The sequence below is a fragment of the Pedococcus sp. 2YAF34 genome, assembly GCF_052114585.1.
Classification (GTDB): Bacteria; Actinomycetota; Actinomycetes; order Actinomycetales; family Dermatophilaceae; genus Pedococcus.
In genome coordinates this window covers 32,053-47,912 of sequence record NZ_JBFRFA010000029.1, presented here as the reverse complement: position 1 = coordinate 47,912, position 15,860 = coordinate 32,053, and the positions used below count along the sequence as shown (strand labels likewise).

The 15,860-nt window shown below is 63.0% G+C and carries 9 protein-coding genes; 2 read left to right on the top strand and 7 right to left on the bottom strand.

Translation table 11 applies throughout. The annotated features are described in order from the left end of the window. Together AB4Z02_RS14425 and AB4Z02_RS14420 are read left to right on the top strand one after the other, a co-directional pair. The coding region (locus tag AB4Z02_RS14425) for a hypothetical protein (protein ID WP_441971756.1) at positions 1–475 on the top strand (475 nt) is incomplete at its 5' end. Positions 476–1,491: 1,016 nt separating this feature from the next. Beyond that, positions 1,492–1,623, top strand: a complete 132-nt coding sequence (locus tag AB4Z02_RS14420) for a hypothetical protein (protein WP_441971754.1) — start codon at positions 1,492–1,494, stop codon at positions 1,621–1,623. Positions 1,624–3,148: 1,525 nt separating this feature from the next. Here AB4Z02_RS14420 and AB4Z02_RS14415 read toward each other — a convergent pair. From AB4Z02_RS14415 to AB4Z02_RS14385, 7 genes are all read right to left on the bottom strand, one after another. Then, positions 3,149–3,697 (bottom strand): hypothetical protein, encoded by a 549-nt coding sequence (locus AB4Z02_RS14415; protein WP_441971752.1) that lies wholly within the window; start codon positions 3,695–3,697, stop codon positions 3,149–3,151. A 103-nt stretch (positions 3,698–3,800) separates the two neighbouring features. Next, complete coding sequence (locus tag AB4Z02_RS14410; RefSeq protein WP_441971750.1) at positions 3,801–6,848, bottom strand: type I restriction endonuclease subunit R; 3,048 nt, start codon at positions 6,846–6,848, stop codon at positions 3,801–3,803. Continuing rightward, the gene (locus AB4Z02_RS14405) at positions 6,845–8,080 is read right to left on the bottom strand and encodes a restriction endonuclease subunit S (RefSeq protein WP_441971748.1); all 1,236 of its coding nucleotides are present in this window, start codon (positions 8,078–8,080) and stop codon (positions 6,845–6,847) included. Before AB4Z02_RS14405 ends, AB4Z02_RS14410 begins: the two co-directional genes overlap by 4 nt. Beyond that, on the bottom strand, positions 8,077–10,179 hold the full coding sequence (locus tag AB4Z02_RS14400) for a DUF262 domain-containing protein (RefSeq protein ID WP_441971746.1): 2,103 nt from the start codon (positions 10,177–10,179) through the stop codon (positions 8,077–8,079). The genes AB4Z02_RS14405 and AB4Z02_RS14400 overlap by 4 nt, the downstream gene beginning before the upstream one ends. Continuing rightward, a complete protein-coding gene (locus AB4Z02_RS14395; protein ID WP_441971744.1) occupies positions 10,179–11,750 on the bottom strand; it encodes a type I restriction-modification system subunit M in 1,572 nt (523 codons plus the stop codon). The genes AB4Z02_RS14400 and AB4Z02_RS14395 overlap by 1 nt, the downstream gene beginning before the upstream one ends. A gap of 173 nt (positions 11,751–11,923) precedes the next feature. Then, positions 11,924–13,000 carry a hypothetical protein gene (locus AB4Z02_RS14390; protein ID WP_441971742.1) on the bottom strand — a complete coding sequence of 359 codons (1,077 nt, stop codon included), beginning with the start codon at positions 12,998–13,000 and terminating at the stop codon, positions 11,924–11,926. After that, positions 12,997–15,705: an N-6 DNA methylase gene (locus AB4Z02_RS14385; protein ID WP_441971740.1), complete on the bottom strand. Its 2,709-nt coding sequence runs from the start codon at positions 15,703–15,705 to the stop codon at positions 12,997–12,999. Before AB4Z02_RS14385 ends, AB4Z02_RS14390 begins: the two co-directional genes overlap by 4 nt. Between the last annotated feature and the right edge of the window lie 155 nt (positions 15,706–15,860).

The window sequence follows — 15,860 nt, the reverse complement described above, 5'->3', positions numbered from 1 at the left end:
GAAGATCACGATGCCGTCCGGCAAGGCGATCGAGGACCCGGCGATCAAGCCCTACCTGTCGCAGTACGCCGGCCAGGAGCTGACCACCGGCGCCCAGGCCAAGGCCTACGCCGACCACTACATCCTGGTCCACATGAACAAGGCCAGCGCCGGCAAGACCTACGAAGAGGTCAGCGGCGAGTTCATGGCGATGTCGCAGGACAAGACGGCCGACCCCGCCACCGTCGCCGAGCTCGGCCAGCTGCGCCAGACCCTGTTCATGGGCAACACCCTGCGGGGCCTGCTCCTGAACGCCTACGCCTTCGGCACCATGGGCGTCATCGCCTGGTGGGGCGCCGTCGCGGCCTTCGTCGGCTCGGGCCTGATGTTCCTGCTCGGCTTCCTCGGGATCTGGCACCGTCGCACCGTGCCGGTCGAGGAGGAGGTCCGCCTCGGAGCCGGCCGCGTAGCCGCTCCTGCTCCCGCTGTCGGCTGACACAGCCAGCACCCGCGGACGCAGCAACCCCCGACCCCCTGTCGGGGGCTTCGCTGTGCCACGACCCACAAGAGCCCTGAGCCCGCCACAAGGCCGGGGCGTCGACGAGACCGACGCCTTCAAGCTGCACTCCGGTGCCCGCAGGACGCCAACCACCAGTGCAGCGCCCTGACTGGACCAAGCAGTCCTCAGCGGGACGTCAACGAGTTCCCCGAGATTGACAACCTCGGCAGGCGGCGATAGGGCAAGAGGTCCCTAGCGGTGACACCCCGACGGGCTCAGGCTCAATTGCGGGTGATTGGCGGGAAGGGCGCCGCGCCCCAGAGGCGCCGCGAGCCCCTGATCGTGGCAAAGCGGCGGGCGTCAGGATGTGTAGCTCAACTCGTGGGCCGCACGCTTGGCGCCCGTCGTGCCGCCTTCTGCTGTGAGGAAGCGCCCCGCACAGTCGCCGTCGGTGCTGGGGCGCTTCCATTCGACCTGACGTCCACCAGCCCCCGGACGGTCGGGAGGCGGCGTTACCCTGCGTGAGGTCAGCCTCGAGGTCGAATGCAGACAAGGTACTCCGCGCGTGGGCGAGTTGGATAGGAGCGGGCCCTCCACAGAAGAGGCTCCTCAGCATGAATGCCCCAGCCCACGAGGGGTACGAGACTGGCAGGTCGCCCCTCGGAGACTTCAACAGCGCAGGTTGAGCGGGGGGCGACCGCCCTTGCAGCGTAAGTCCGGCTCCCGAAATGCGCGAGCGTGAGGTCACAACGAGAGCGCCCCCACCTGGAGGCCGTTGGGTGGGGGCGCGACTGCGACCGTGGTCGACGTTCCCCTGGAGGATCGTGAGTCCCCAGCGTCGCTTCGGCCGTCGCGCAGCGGGGACGGCCGAGGGGGGCAGCGTCGCCCGCTGCGCGACGCCCCCACGGTATGCCCGAGCATCGAGAGCGCACTTCCACCCATATGCGTACGTGACATCCCGCCGACGCCGCACCGGAGATGAGCAACCGGAAGGCCCCCACCACTCGGACGGGGTGTCCGGGGCCTACCTGAACCGCACGGTGGGCAACATCGCGAATACCGTTGACGTGACCCTCGGCGGCAAGCCCAACGACACCCACTTCTTCAACGGGGTCGCCGACGAGGTATCCATCAGCATCGGCTGAGCCCGCCTTACCGACGGTCAGGCGGTGCTCCGCATGCGGTTGTCTGATGACTCAGGGCGCTGCGGGCTCATTGAGGGGGTGTCGCCAACCTCACCCACCTCGCAGGCGATTCGGCAACTCAGGTCAGGGCGGCGGGACGGGGCCATCACGTCGTTGTCGTCGGCGTGACTTTGCGTGCGTCACGGCAACTCCTCAGCGTGGCGTCGTCCACCTCCGGGCGTTGCGCGTCCAGGCCTCACCGAAGGATGACCAAGTTCGGCACATCACGGGTGCTGCAAAGCTGCATGAGCTTCTGGTCATCAATCGCAGTAATGGGTCGCCACATCGCGTCAGCGCGCCCCACGCTCGGAAGGGGCTGTGCGAGGCTATGGAATGAGACCGACGCGCCTGGCCCGAGGTCAGCGAATATGTCTCCGTCTCCAAACTCCTGAGGCGGGTTCGCGAAGTCTCCGAACAGACGGACATGTCCACCGTCGGAGGACCAGACGTCCACTGTCGGGACCCCGGTGACGTGTACGGGAATGCCGGTGTCGTTGACAACGCTCCCAGAGAGCGTCACCTGGCCTCTCGAGTAACTGACATGCGCGTAGGCGACTACCGAGCCCTGGCAGTCGGCAACTGTATAACCGCTTGCTGAGGGTGATGGTGATGGTGACGGTCTGGGCGACGAGGTAGGCCGCGGCATCGGCGTCGAACGCGGCGTTGGCGATGTCGACGCGGCTGCCCGGGTGGCTCCTGTCCGTCTGGCATACGCGCTGGAACTGCTGGGCGGGTTCTTGAGGCTGCCTTGGTCTTCCGACGACCTTGCAGTGGACCTCGTCGAGGGAGTGGAGTGAAGCACTCGCGCTGGTGATGGCGTCGCGCTCCTCATCGTCGACGTCGCCGTGATGCGCCAATTCTTCGATTGTGCGGCTGCAGACGCGGCAGCCGCCGAGGAGGTGGCGGGTACCGAGGAACTGGCGCGGATTGCGGTTGTGTTGTCTGCAGGCCCAGCACATGCCACCAACACGACGACGCCGCTGACGCCGAGAACCCGGACGACGGTGTCCCAGCGTAGCTGGGCTGCTTGGCGCTGTGACGTCATGACCTCGTTGTAGCGCGAAAGCGCTAGCACCACGCCCAACTTGCCAGATCTCAGCGCTTTCAGCCCAGCGCCTGATCCGATCAATGGACTCAGTAGCTACCACGCCACACAGAGTTTGGTCACGACCCGGGGGGATCGATCCGGGGGGGGATAACCGACCCGCGCCCCGGGTCGCAACAACCCCCTCATGCCCAGCGCCCGGGCACGCCAAACGTCGAGTCGCGCCCCGTGGCACACGCTTCCAGGCCCGAGGACCGGCGACTTGCAGCGAGAGTTGCTTGCGGCTGGTATCGGACCCGGTATCCGATGCTGTCCCTTCTACGTGCAACGACGCCCCGCGCTCTAACGTCGATCTAACGGCAGGATTGGAAGTTCGACCGCCTGGATGGGTCAACCGCTGCCCCGACGCGCTCGTGCCTCATGGGGTGCCCGGAGAACTAGCTACATGTCGTAATCAACGACCCGTGGGTCCATATGCGTCGTGAGGAACTGGAACCACTCACTGTCCTCGAGCGACCCTGAGTTACCGTCCCACTCATATGTCTCGATCTGGACCGACCAGCTCCACTCGGCAGGTGTGGCCTCGCCAGGGATCCACTCGAACTCATCGCAGTCCTCACAGTCCTCACAGCCGTGGTCGAGGCATCCGCCGGGATGACCCTGCGCGACATACCCATCCGTAGTTAGGTATGCCCGTGGCGGCCACACGATGTCGTAAGTCTGGTTCGGTTCGAGGAACCGGCCCCACTTCTTTGTAAATCCGGCAAGGACGAGGATTCTGTGGGCCTCGGTCCAGTCCATGTCCGGTTGAACAGCGGAGTCCTCGGGGGGCATGTAGCCGCTCCAGCCGCCCGCCCCCACGTGGCTGTAGTCACCACGACTCCTCTTGTGCAAGGTTGGAATCGGGAAGCCGTCAGGCAGTGACTCGTCCAGGACGTGCCAAGTGATGAGCCAGCCGTGTTCATCCCGGTCGTTGGGGGTGTCGGTCACGGGTGATGCTCCGCAGAGTTGTCGGCCGGCTGGTGTGCGGAAATCACTGCAGAGCATGGCAGGCGCTTCGCGTACGGCAGTCGAGCGCGGTGACGCATGGATGTCACCCGGCCCCGAAGTAGCGAGTGAAGAACTCCGTGAGCTTGTCGAGTACCCGTTGCTTCTTGGTGCCATGGTCACCGCCGGGAGAAAAGCGTGAAGCAGGCGGAATGATCCGGGTGATCGCGGTGCCAGTCGTCGGCACGGCGCCGTCGCGAAAGGCGTTGGCGACGAAGGTCTTGGTCTCGTCGGCCTTCAGCGACTCCTCGGCGATGAGGGCGTCGAGCTCGGCGTCGCGCTTGGCGGCGACGAAGATCCTCCAGTCCGCGGCGGTGTCGCCGGCGACCGAGACCGAGTCGACGAACTGAAGGATCAGGTCTTTCTTATTACGCAGACTAGGACTGGAGTCGACCGCGCGCTGGATCGTCCTGAGCGCGTCCATCTCCCGGTCGGAGTTGCCGATCGAGTCTCGGAATGCCTGGATGAGGGTGAGGATGTAGTCGACGTTGACCTCGACCTGCTTGATGAGCTCAATCTCGAAGACGACGTCGTCGTTGATCGACTCCTTCTCGGCGTCTTCGGCTCCGCGCCACTCGGCGTACAGGTTCAGGTAGACGCTCTGGAAGTCCTGGAACTCCCGTGGGCTGATCCGCTCATGCCCAGCGAAGTCATCGAAGGAGGTGAGGATGTTGCGAAGCCGCAGGATCGCACCGAAGAGCGCGATGAAGGCCTTCTGGTTCGCCTCACCGACGTACGGCGCGTCGTCGAGGGGAAATCGTTGAAGCAGCTCAGCGACCTGCTTTTCGTACTCCCCGTAGTAGTCGGCATAGGGCTTGAGGATGACGACGCCGCGCGCGTCCTTGTTGCCGAACAGCGCGAGGGCGTCGTTGGTCACCTTCTCCAGATCGCGGAAGGAGACGATCGTGCCGTAGGTCTTGGCCGAGTTGAGGATGCGATTGGTCCGCGAGTAGGCCTGGATCAGGCCGTGGGAACGCAGGTTCTTATCGACCCAGAGCGTGTTCAGCGTGGTCGCGTCGAACCCGGTGAGGAACATGTTGACGACGATCACCATGTCTAGCTCCCGGTTCTTGAGCCGGAGCGAGAGGTCCTTGTAGTAGTTCTGGAACTTGTCGGCCGAGGTGTCGAACGACGTTCCGAAAGCGCTGTTGTAGTCCTTGATTGCCGACTCGAGGAAGTCGCGCGAATTGACGTCGAGGGCTCCGGTCTCGAAGTCCTCCTCACCCAGGATGCCGTCGCCCTCGTCCTCGTTTGCCGCGAAGCTGTAGATGAGGCCGACCTTGAGCCGCTGTGCCGCCGGTAGGTCAGCCTGTTGCTTGCGGAACTCCTCGTAGTAGAGCTTCGCAGCAGTGATCGATGCGGTGGCGAAAATCGAGTTGAACCCGGCGACGCGCCTTTCCCCCAATGCGTACGTCGAATTGCGCCTGGTCTTCTGGTCGAAGTGCTCCCGGATGTAAGCCACGACCTGGCTGAGCCGCTGGGGTGCGAGTAGCGCTCGCTCGGTGTCGATCGCGGCGACCTGTTTGTCTGTGAGACCGTCTGGCACCTTGATCGTGTTGACGTAGTCGACGCGGAAGGGCAAGACGTTCTGGTCGTTGATCGCGTCGACGATCGTGTACGTGTGCAACCGGTCCCCGAATGCCTGCTCAGTGGTGCGTAGATCCAGGTTGCCCGACGTGCCCGCGTTCTCCGCGAAGATCGGCGTCCCGGTGAAGCCGAACAGGTGGAAGTCTTTGAACGCGTTGGTGATGGCGGTGTGCATGTCACCGAACTGGCTGCGGTGGCACTCGTCGAAGATCAGCACCATGTGTCCGCCGTAGATCTCGTGGCCCTTGTTGCTCGCGATGAACCGGGCGAGCTTCTGGATCGTGGTGACCACGATGCGCGCGGACGGCTTCTCCAGCTGGCGCTTTAGCTCTGCGGTGTTCTTCGAGCCGTTGACCGAGTCCTTCTCGAAGCGGTTGTACTCCCGCATGGTCTGGTAGTCGAGGTCTTTGCGGTCGACCACGAAGACGACCTTCTCGACGTGCGTCAGCTTCGAGGCGAGCTGGGCTGCCTTGAAGCTGGTCAGCGTCTTGCCCGAGCCAGTCGTGTGCCAGATGTAGCCCCCGGCCGCGACCGTGCCTGTCTTCTTGTAGTTGGTGTACGTCTCGATCCGCTGGAGGATCCTCTCCACGGCGACGATCTGGTATGGCCGCATCACCAGGAGCTTGCGGTCGACGTCGAAGACGCAGTACTTCGTCAGCACGTTCAGCAGCGTGTGCTTGGCGAAGAAGGTGGTCGTAAAGTCGGTCAGTCTGGTGATGGGCTTGTTCGACGCGTCGGCCCACCACGAGGTGAACTCGAACGAGTTGGAGGTGCGACGCTTCGCCGGCCGGGCGCCGCTCAGTTCCGCGTGGGCGGACGCGGCCGTGGTGTTCGAGTAGTACTTCGTGAGTGTGCCGTTGCTGATGACGAAGAGTTGGACGTAGTTGAACAGGCCCGAGTCGGCCCAGAAGCTGTCGCGCTGGTAGCGGTTGATCTGGTTGAACGCCTCGCGGATGTCGACACCGCGGCGCTTGAGCTCGATGTGCACCATGGGCAGTCCGTTGACCAAGATCGTCACGTCGTAGCGGTTCTTGTAGGCGCCTGCGACCTCGTACTGGTTGATCACCTGAAGGCGGTTGTTGTGGATGTTCAGCTTGTCGATCAGGTAGATGTTCTTGCTCGTGCCGTCGTCTCGTTTGAGGACCTGGACATGGTCCTCCTGGATCCGGGCGGTCTTCTCGACGATGCCCTCGTTCGCGCCTGCGATGACCTCGAAGAACCGCTTCCACTCCGCGTCGGTGAACTCGATCTTGTTCAGAGCTTCGAGCTGCTTGCGCAGGTTCGCGAGGAGCGCTTCGTTGCTGGTGATCGGGAGCCGCTCGTAAGCCTGCCCCTGGAGCTGCTTGATGAGTACAGCCTCTAGCTCGGCCTCGGACTGATAGGAAGCCTTCGCCGGAGGGCCGGTCGCCGCTGGCACGTACTCTGCAACGACGGTGCTCTCATCGCTTACCAAGATCGTCTCGAAGTGCGCCGCCGTTCCCGGCTCGCCCAGTTCGTCGAAATTCACGCAGTCAGCTCCTCGAAGGTCAGCAGCCTGTCGCAGTAGTACTGGTACTGCGTCTGGCGCGCGGCCTGCTCTTCGCGGATGACAGCCTCGAGACTTCTCACGGCACCCAGGGCGCGGGCTGCCCTCCGCTGCACCTCCATTGGCGGAAGATCGATCTCGAAAGCCTCGAACTGCTGTTCCTTCCAACGTCGCCGACTTTTCATCGTGCCGCGCTCCGTGCCAGTGGTCTCGGCCTCGATTCGCTTCAACGAGTATTCGTCCAACAGATAAAGCATCAACCACTGCGGAAGAACGCGCGACCGATCGAGGTCGTAAACGGGGAACTCGTTCGAAACAACTCCGCCGCTCAGGTCATCGGAGATCAAGGCGAAGGAACCTTCGGTTACGAACATGCGGTTGTAAATCAATTGGCCGGGCTTCACTCTGTACAGGGTGGTGCCCTTTATTGAACTGCCCACCCTGGGGGCGCGAGCGAACGCTCCTTCGCCGTACCACCTCACACCGAGATTGGTGTAGGTGAGGTCGGGCTTAACTCGGAGGGGTTCAACGGACTGCGTTGCGATGTCACCAAGACGAACGCGTTCAACTCCGGAGCGGGAAGTGGTCCCATGGCCGGCGGTCACAATCAGTCTTCTGGCGAGTTCCATTCGCTGCGCCCTACGAATCTCGCGCTCAGCGGAGAGGATCGCGTCCAGTTCTGTGAAGTGCTGCAAAATGCGAACGATTTCGCGCTGGATCGCCAGCGGGGGCACGGGGATTTTCACCCGAGCAATGTCAGAGATCTTAATGTCCTTGACCTTGGTGCCCGTGACGAACTTTCGCTTCTGCACCTCGAACTGCTCGGTCTGGAAGTAGTAGGCCGCGTAGATCGGGTCCAGCGTGTGCTTGAAGACGCACGAGTGCCCGCCGATGGCGATCGGGCCGTCCCCGAGCCAGGCGACCGCCGTACAGACATCCTCAATGTTCTCGCTGGTCGTAGTTATGACGAGATCGCCAGTCTCGGCCTGCTTCAGTCGAGCGGCCAACTCAGGTGAGATGAAGGACTTCGTGACGCAGGTCGACGTGCCGTAGAAGGTGTAGATCTGTCCGTAGTGGATGCACGGGAACCCGTCGTCTACGAAGTCCTTCTTCTGGAGGCCACTGCCGCGCACGAACGTGCCGACCTCGCCAAGTTCCTTGCACGGCACTCCCGCTGGGCAGAGCTCGGCGACCAGCTCGTCGATCCTGCTCATTCGATCGGCTCAGCAACGAGCGCCAGCAGTTCGTCGGTCTGCATCTTTTGGGCAGGATCGGCCTTGCCGTCGATGAACTGGAGTCCCTCCTCGGTAAGGACGTTGACCGGGTCCTTCCCGGCATGCTCTGAGTCCGCGCCCCACTTGAATCCCTCGGCGATGCGGCCGTCATAAGTCATCACCCGGTAGGCATGCTTGCACTCGGTGCACTTCGACACGTGGTTGGCGAGCGGCTGCGACGCCGTGCCGACGATCTCGGCCAGGTAGTAGTACCCGGTCCAACGTCCGGCCGGGAGGACGTCGAGGATCTGGTGGAGCAGGCTCCAGTCGAAGCCCCGACCGACCGAGACTTGGGTGCGGTACGCGTCGACCACTTCCTCGGGCAACTGCGGTCGCGGCCACAGCTGCACCGCCTTCGCCGCCAGCCTTTCCGCTCGCTCCTCGATCAACACGGCGTTCCACGAGTCAAGCTTCCCGAGGCCCTGATTCAGCAACAGAGGGCTCATCTTGAAGCCGCCGTCCATGTCGCGCTTGTCCGGGAAGTCCCTGTCGGAGTACTCCGGGTTGTATCCGGTGAGCGTCAGGTTGCCCAGCGTATGCAGCAGTCGCTGGTGGTCGTCGCGCCAGTTCTCGCCTAGCGCGCTCCTCCACCACGGCGACAGGTTCTCGTTCTGGGGCATGATGTGCTCGACGGTGAAACCCTGCGTCTGGACTTCCTCCTTCCGGCGCTTCAGTCCGCTCCCCGTCTCGAGATGGTTCTCCATCTCATGGAGGAAGTAACTTTTGCGGCCGAGGTTGTAGAGGTTGCCAGTGCGGAGTGCCTCGGCGAATTGCTCATCGGAGGGAAATTCCTGACTGCCGCCGTACGCGAGCAGCCGTCCGATGACCTCGTCCGTGATCGGTGCGTCGCTTGTGACGACCGCCAGTGCCGCGAAGGTTTTGTTGAGCACGTTGGTCGGGATGCGGCAGATGCTGCGCCGCAGTAGGTATGTCCTCACCGCCTGCAAGATCGAGATGAAGTCGACGCGTGACAGTGCGCCTTCGCCCTTCTGATACTCGGAGTAGAGCCGCAGGCCAAGGGGGTAGAAGATGGTGTCCTGGAGCTGCCGTAGCTCTCCAAACAGGCGCCGGAGCTGGGCGTTTGGCTCGGTTCCCAGGACCATGTGAGCGAACCACATTGCGTGTTCGCGCAGCTCGGCCGCTTCGCTTGCTCGCCAGTCCGAATCAAGGGATCGCGTGTACGACTTGAATGCCTCGTAGATGTCCCCGAGTCGTGGGACTGCCCCAGTCTTCAGCGTGAGGTAGCTCCGGACGAACTCGCCGAACCACCATTCGTCATCACCCGTGAACAACTCCTCCATTGGCCGCCAGTACGCCTCGTAGAGCTGTCGTTGAGCTTCCTGTTCCAAGTCCATAAGGACGTAATTCCGAACGAGGTCGTTCTGCTCGAGCGGCTTGCCGGTGGCGTTCATTGACTCAAAGACCAGCTGCGGGTCGTCAACTCCTCGTGCCAGCTCGATGTCCACCACCTCGAGCTTGGTTAGGCCAGTGCAGACGTCCTCCAGGCCGACAGCGGGATCCTTGAGTCTGTCGGCGAAGAACTCGTAGGTGTCGCGGATGCGCGAACGCCCGGGGGCCAGCGGAGTACCCTTGATCAGGGCTTTCATGGTCTCGTTGTCAGCCTTCGAAAGCACGAGTTTGAAGAACCGCTCGCCCTCCTTCAGCGGATTGGTGAGGTAGTTCGCGCGGATCTCCTGGGACGTGAATCCGTCGGCCGGTTCGCGCTTGTCTTCGGGAAGGGTTTCCAAGTGCTCGGCGAGCGCAAGCAAGAGGAGGCTGACTGTGGTGACTCGCTGCTGGCCATCGATCAGTAGATCCGGCTCGGTCGATGTCCGGGTGCCCTGACCCTTGCCGATGTAGACGATCGAGCCGGTGAAGTGATTAGCCATCGCGCTGCTCGTGCCGGCCCGGAGGACGTCCTCCCATAGCCGCCGTACGTCGGAGGGGCGCCACGAGTACACCCGCTGGTAGATCGGCACCACGAACTGGCGTCCACCGATGCCCAGCGCGTCCAGCAGTTTCGCCGGGTTGGCCTGCATCACATCCTCCCTTCCAAGTCCGCGACGATGGCGTCGATCTCGGCGCGCAGCTTGGCTTGCCGGGCGACAATCCCGGCGATCTCGGCGTTGAGCTCCTTGATGTCGACAGCGACGCGGGTGTCCTCTGCTTCGACGTACGAGCTAACTGCGATGTTGTATTTGTTGGCCGCGATGTCGGCGTTGTCGACGAGCGTCGCGAAGTGCGTGATGTCCTCGCGAGCGGTGAAAGCGTCGAGGACCTTCTGCTGGTGGTCGACAGTGAAGTTGTTCTTATTGCCCTGACGGACGAACTCGGCGGACGCGTCGATGAACAGCGTCTTGTTGTCGGCCTTCGATTTCTTCAACACGATGATGCAGGTTGCGATCGTCGTACCGAAGAACAGGTCCGGCGGCAGCTGGATGACGGTGTCGACGAAATTGTTATCGATGAGGTACTTGCGAATCGTCTGCTCGGCGCCGCCGCGATAGAGCACGCCAGGGAACTCGACGATTGCCGCAGTGCCGTTCACTGCGAGCCACGACAGCATGTGCATCGTGAAGGCGAGGTCGGCCTTGCTCTTCGGCGCCAGGATGCCGGCCGGGGCGTACCGCGGATCGTTGATCAGCAGCGGGTTCGCGTCGCCCTCCCACCTGGTGGAGTAGGGCGGGTTGGAGACGATCGCCTCGAAGGGCTCGTCGTCCCAGTGGGCGGGGTCGATCAGCGTGTCGCCGTGGGCGATGTCGAAGTGCTCGAAGTTCACGTCGTGCAGGAACATGTTGATCCGGCACAGGTTGTAGGTGGTGAGGTTGATCTCCTGACCGAAGAACCCCTGCCGGACCCCACCAGGAAGCACCTTCGCGAACTTAAGCAGCAGGGAGCCGGAGCCGCAGGCAGGGTCATAGACCTTGTTGACTTCGGTCTTGCCGACAACGGTGATCCGGGCGAGGAGTTCCGAGACCTCCTGAGGCGTGTAGTACTCACCGCCCGACTTGCCGGCGCTGGAGGCGTACATTCCCATGAGGTACTCGTACGCGTCACCGAAGGCGTCGATGGTGTTCTCGCTGAAACCACCATTCCCGAGATTCAGGTCACCGATCGCGTCGAGCAGTCTTACGAGCTTCTCGTTGCGCTTAGCGACGGTGGGACCGAGCTTGGAGCTGTTGACATCGAGGTCGTCGAAGAGACCCTTGATGTCATCCTCCGACTCGGTGCCGATCGCGGATCCCTCTATGTTTCCGAAAGCCCTCGACAGGGTCTCGTTGAGGTTCGCGTCGTGCCGCGCCTTGGCGCGGACGTTTGCGAAGAGGTCTTGGGGAAGGATGTAAAAACCCTTCTCCTTGATCGTCTCCTCACGGCCGAACTCTGCCTCCGCGCTGGAGAGATGGCGATAGTCGAAGTCGGGGTTCCCGGCACTGCGCTCGGCCTCGTTGAGGTAGCCAGTCAGGTTCTCAGAGATGAACCGGTAGAACAGGATTCCCAGCACGTAACTCTTGAAGTCCCAGCCGTCGACACTCCCGCGTAGGTCGTTCGCGATCTTCCAGATCGTCTTGTGAAGCTCGGAGCGCTCGGCTTCCTTGGTCATCTGCGACACGGGTGCAACACATCCTCTTGCTTGGGCACGTCAGGGCAGTCTGTCAAGGTCCTACGACAGTGGCCGAAACGCCACGCGGCCGAGGCGGGCAGTCTGTCGACGACCGATCGTGCTTGGCTCGGTGGGCAACCGACCCCCAGGCTCCACGAGCGACTCTGGGGTGAGGGAGGGCGCTAACGGATGCAGCATTCGCTGAAGCCGCGGTGACCGGGGTCTTGTACACGCCTCTCCGCGGCCACCAGCGGCGAGACCGCGCTGGCGCCGTGGCGGTAATGCCAGTTCAGGCCGTCCTCGTCTTCAATTACTGGAGCGCTGAGTCTGGAGAAGCCTTGAGGAATAGAGATGGCGGCATTGATATTGAACCGAATGTGTCGATCGTGCGGTAACAGAGAACCCCTTTGCCTCCACGGTCCCACGACTATTTTGACCTGCTCCAATCGGCGCCACGGGCGGTTGCCTCCCGCCCGGCGCAGAGTGTCAGCGAGCTCGCCGGCACTCACTTGGCGAGGTGGTGCCATTCGAGAGCGGTCGGCAGGCGCCTCATCATCGGCGAGCAAGACAACGCGTGACCCAGGCAGCATGGTGGCGTCTAGTTTCTCTGCCAGCCATTGCACGTGCTCAGGCTGAGCCGGGCGTCGTCCGGTGTCTTGCTGTACCAGCTGGCGGAAGAGGTACCGGTCAAGTACCACTACCTCGTTGGAGAGGCGAGCCATCGGTTCCAGCACCTCGCGCCAGAACTGTTCCCTCGCTGCGCCTTGTTCGTGGTTAGCGCGCTCCGCGAGCGCTTGGAAATTTTCAATCGTTTCGCTCCGCCGCGCCGCCCGACCGGTGGCCAACTCGAGGGCCGACGGACGGTCTGACAGTCGGTTGGGTGGCTCGGCTATGCCGTACTGCTGAGCCCGGTTTCCGTCCACCACAATCACGTCTGCCTGGTCGGTCCACAGTTGGCGCATCTGGGCAAGCTCTGCGATCTCATACAGCGGCACCTCGCACGGTGGTTGCCGCCGCACCAGTCGTCGGGAGCTGGCCAAGGTCGACATGACCACCTCCCAGCGCTTGCGTACCGCCGGCGGTTGCGAACGGATCTGGTCGAGCAAAGCAGTGCCGTCCGCGCCAGTACCGAGCACGAGCGCTCCATGTGACTGCATGGCCTTAAGGAGCAGTTCGTGTAGAGCCTCTGTGGCCTCGATATCTTCCCCGACAGAGAGGTCGTTCAAGCTTCCAGGGCTGAGGGCGATGCGGGCAATCACGGCGACTCTCCGAAGATCTCCTCCAGGCGCTCTTCAAAGAAGCCCTGCGGCCAGGTGTCGATGAACTCGCCCCGCGAGTCCAGCCTCAGTTCCGAGCACCGCGCGGACGGGGCGCCCTCAGGCTGGTCGACGTAAAGAACCTTCAGGCGATCGGCATCCAGGACACCTTCCCGGATGCGCCTTTGCAAGCGCAGCAGGAGGTGCTCACTGTGGGTCTCCACCAAGAACTGATTCGCGCGCCCTTCTGGATGGGTTGACTCCACGAGGAGGTCGGCAAACTCCGCCTGCAAGGCGGGGTGCAAATGGATCTCTGGCTGTTCTACGCAGACGACGGCGCTCTCATTGGCCAACGCTTGCACGACGATGGGAAGGACCTGACTGACCCCGAACCCGACATCGGCTGGGCTCACATCAATGCCAGAACGCGCATCCGTGAGGACGATAGCGACCAGGTCGCCAACGGCATGCTCCGCGCCCAAGGCGTTCACAGGGACGATACGGAGCGTGTAAGGGATGCCCATTCGGGCTAGCCACGCGTTTACCCGTTCCACCTCCGAGGAGTTGTCGAACAGGTACATCGCGAGACCGCTGCCGTCGTTCTCAGAGTCGCCAGCTGAACTTCGATTGTGAAAGCGTCCTGGGGCCTCCCGCAGCGGCCCCAGGTAGCGCAGATCCCTAAGAAGCCTACTGAGCTCGCTGTTGATGGCTTGAAGCGCGCCACCGGTCTGGCGCAAGTTCCGCCGAAGGGTGGCCGTACCCCGGCCGTCTTCGGCATGTTGTTCCAGAATCGAAAGGTCCGGTATCCCTACCAGGATTCCGTCCGCCGCGAAGCCCAGCGGGTCGAGGTTGAGCTTGCGCAATTGTCTGGCCAGTCGGCCCGCGGCGGCGACCTGCTGCGCTCTTTGGTGACGGCCTCCCTGAACAGGACGTTCCTCGCCCGAGTTGGGGTCGTCCTTGAACGGGTAGAGAAACGCGCCGCTGGCGATCGCTTCGAACACTCGATCTAAGTCCTCGGAGGTTGCGTTCAAGCGCTCCTCACCAGACTCGGTGGCGTCGCGTTCGAACGTGAGGTCACAAGGCCCTATCCGGTATCGGATCTCACTGCGTTGCGGTTGACCGAGTCCGTTGCCCTGAAAGAAGAGGTCGACCGACCGCAACAGACCGGGGTCGGGTAGTTCGGCACCGAGGTGCCAGTCGTCCAGAATCCCGAACGTCACACCCAAGGACATGATCCGGGAGGCTTCATGTCGGTGCAGAGCACCCGTGAAGCTGCCCGCGTCAGCCCACTTGCCCTGAGTGACCAGAGTGGATGAGGGCAACGACTGCTTGAGCAGGAGCAGGCTTTGCATCAAGCTCGACTTGCCTGCTGAGTTGGGTCCGTAGATCAGCGTGATGGGCCCCAGTGGGATGCGCTGTTCAGGGCTTCCAAAGGACTTGAAATTCTCTACACGCAACTCCGACAGCAGACGTTGTGGTGGCTTGGGCCGAGCAGCCACCGTCTTCGGCGCAGGCTGCAGGTGCCGCCGTGGCGAGAGTGCGGCGTCGTCCTGGAAGAGATCAGCCACCCGCGCGGCTCGCGCCAGGTAAGGCTCTTCGTTGCAGGACCCGGTGTCGCGAAAGGTGCGGACGATGTTCGCAACCCGCTCCAGCGCCTCTGGCAGCAGCCGTGTCCTGCCCTTGTGACGCTGAGCAAGGGGAGCTGCATCGACAAATAGCACCTTCGGATCCGGATCTTGGAGTCGGGCGCGCAACAGCCATATACAGCTGGGAATCTTGGTTGCCGTAAGCAGCGCGTCGGGCAGGAGAATCACTGCCTCGACGGAGTTGGCGGCCAGCAGCCCTTCGCGCACCCGTAGGTCGTAGCCGCCCCGGAAGAGCGTGCCGACAGGGGTTAGCACTGCCGCGCGGCCACCGATGGCCAGGTGGGACAACGCGACTTGGAGCCATGCGGCGTCGCTTGCACCGCCGCTAGGGGGTCCAAGGGGCAGCCCATACAAGCCGTGTTGTTGCTCGGGGGTGAGCCTGACACCGAACGGCGGGTGCAGTACTACGGCATCAAGGTCTCGCGCCCCCAACTGAAGTCCATTAGCAACCGCGATGCGGAAGTCCCCGACACGGGCGAGATCTAGACGCATGAACGTCCGCGCCGCGGCCGAAGCATTGACGTCCGTGCCTCGCAGCCCGCTGGCCCCGGCGGTGTTGGCGGCGAGCAGCGCGTTGCCTACTCCACATGCTAGGTCGCCTACGAGTCCGCGTGAGTCGACGCAACGTGCCATGAGGTCTGCGACCTCTGCGGGAGTCTCATGCTCGGCGGTGGCACGGCTGGTGGCGGATGACCATTTCTCGAGCAGGCCCTCGAAGAGCTGTTGCGCAGCCCGGGGCGACGACACCTGCGTGAGCGCATCGAGAGTGAGGTGTAGCGCCTTGCCTGAGTCTGAGGTGATTGACCGGTGCCCACCAGGCTGCCACAACCCGTTGGTCGCATCCATCAAGTAGCGGTCGAGCCACTCGTCCGGTCGTCCATGGGACAGGAGGTCATCCACCGTCCTGCGCCAGCCCTCCAATTCCGACTCGGCTCTGAATGACATGCCGCGGAGGTAGGTCAAACTGAGCAGGAGATCCAGCCCGTTCTCTCGGCCGATCGACCTGACGGTGTCGATCAGTCGCATCACCTGCTGCGGATCTTGCTGCTTCGCTTGCGACACGGGTGCTCTCCTAGGCCTGCTCGTGCGGCGGACCCTGGCGTAAGCGAGTCCCAGGGTTATCCATCTATTGTCAATTCGTTCCTCCCTCTAGGAGGAACGCGCTCCTCGGAGTCAACCGCTCTTGACCGTCGAGGGTAGCCCGTTCGCGTGGCGCC

What these genes read in the sequence shown, in the direction of transcription:
- AB4Z02_RS14405 (WP_441971748.1), bottom strand. Translation starts at nt 8,080, where the DNA reads ATGAGCAGGATCGACGAGCTGGTCGCCGAGCTCTGCCCAGCGGGAGTG.
- AB4Z02_RS14400 (WP_441971746.1), bottom strand. Translation starts at nt 10,179, where the DNA reads ATGCAGGCCAACCCGGCGAAACTGCTGGACGCGCTGGGCATCGGTGGA.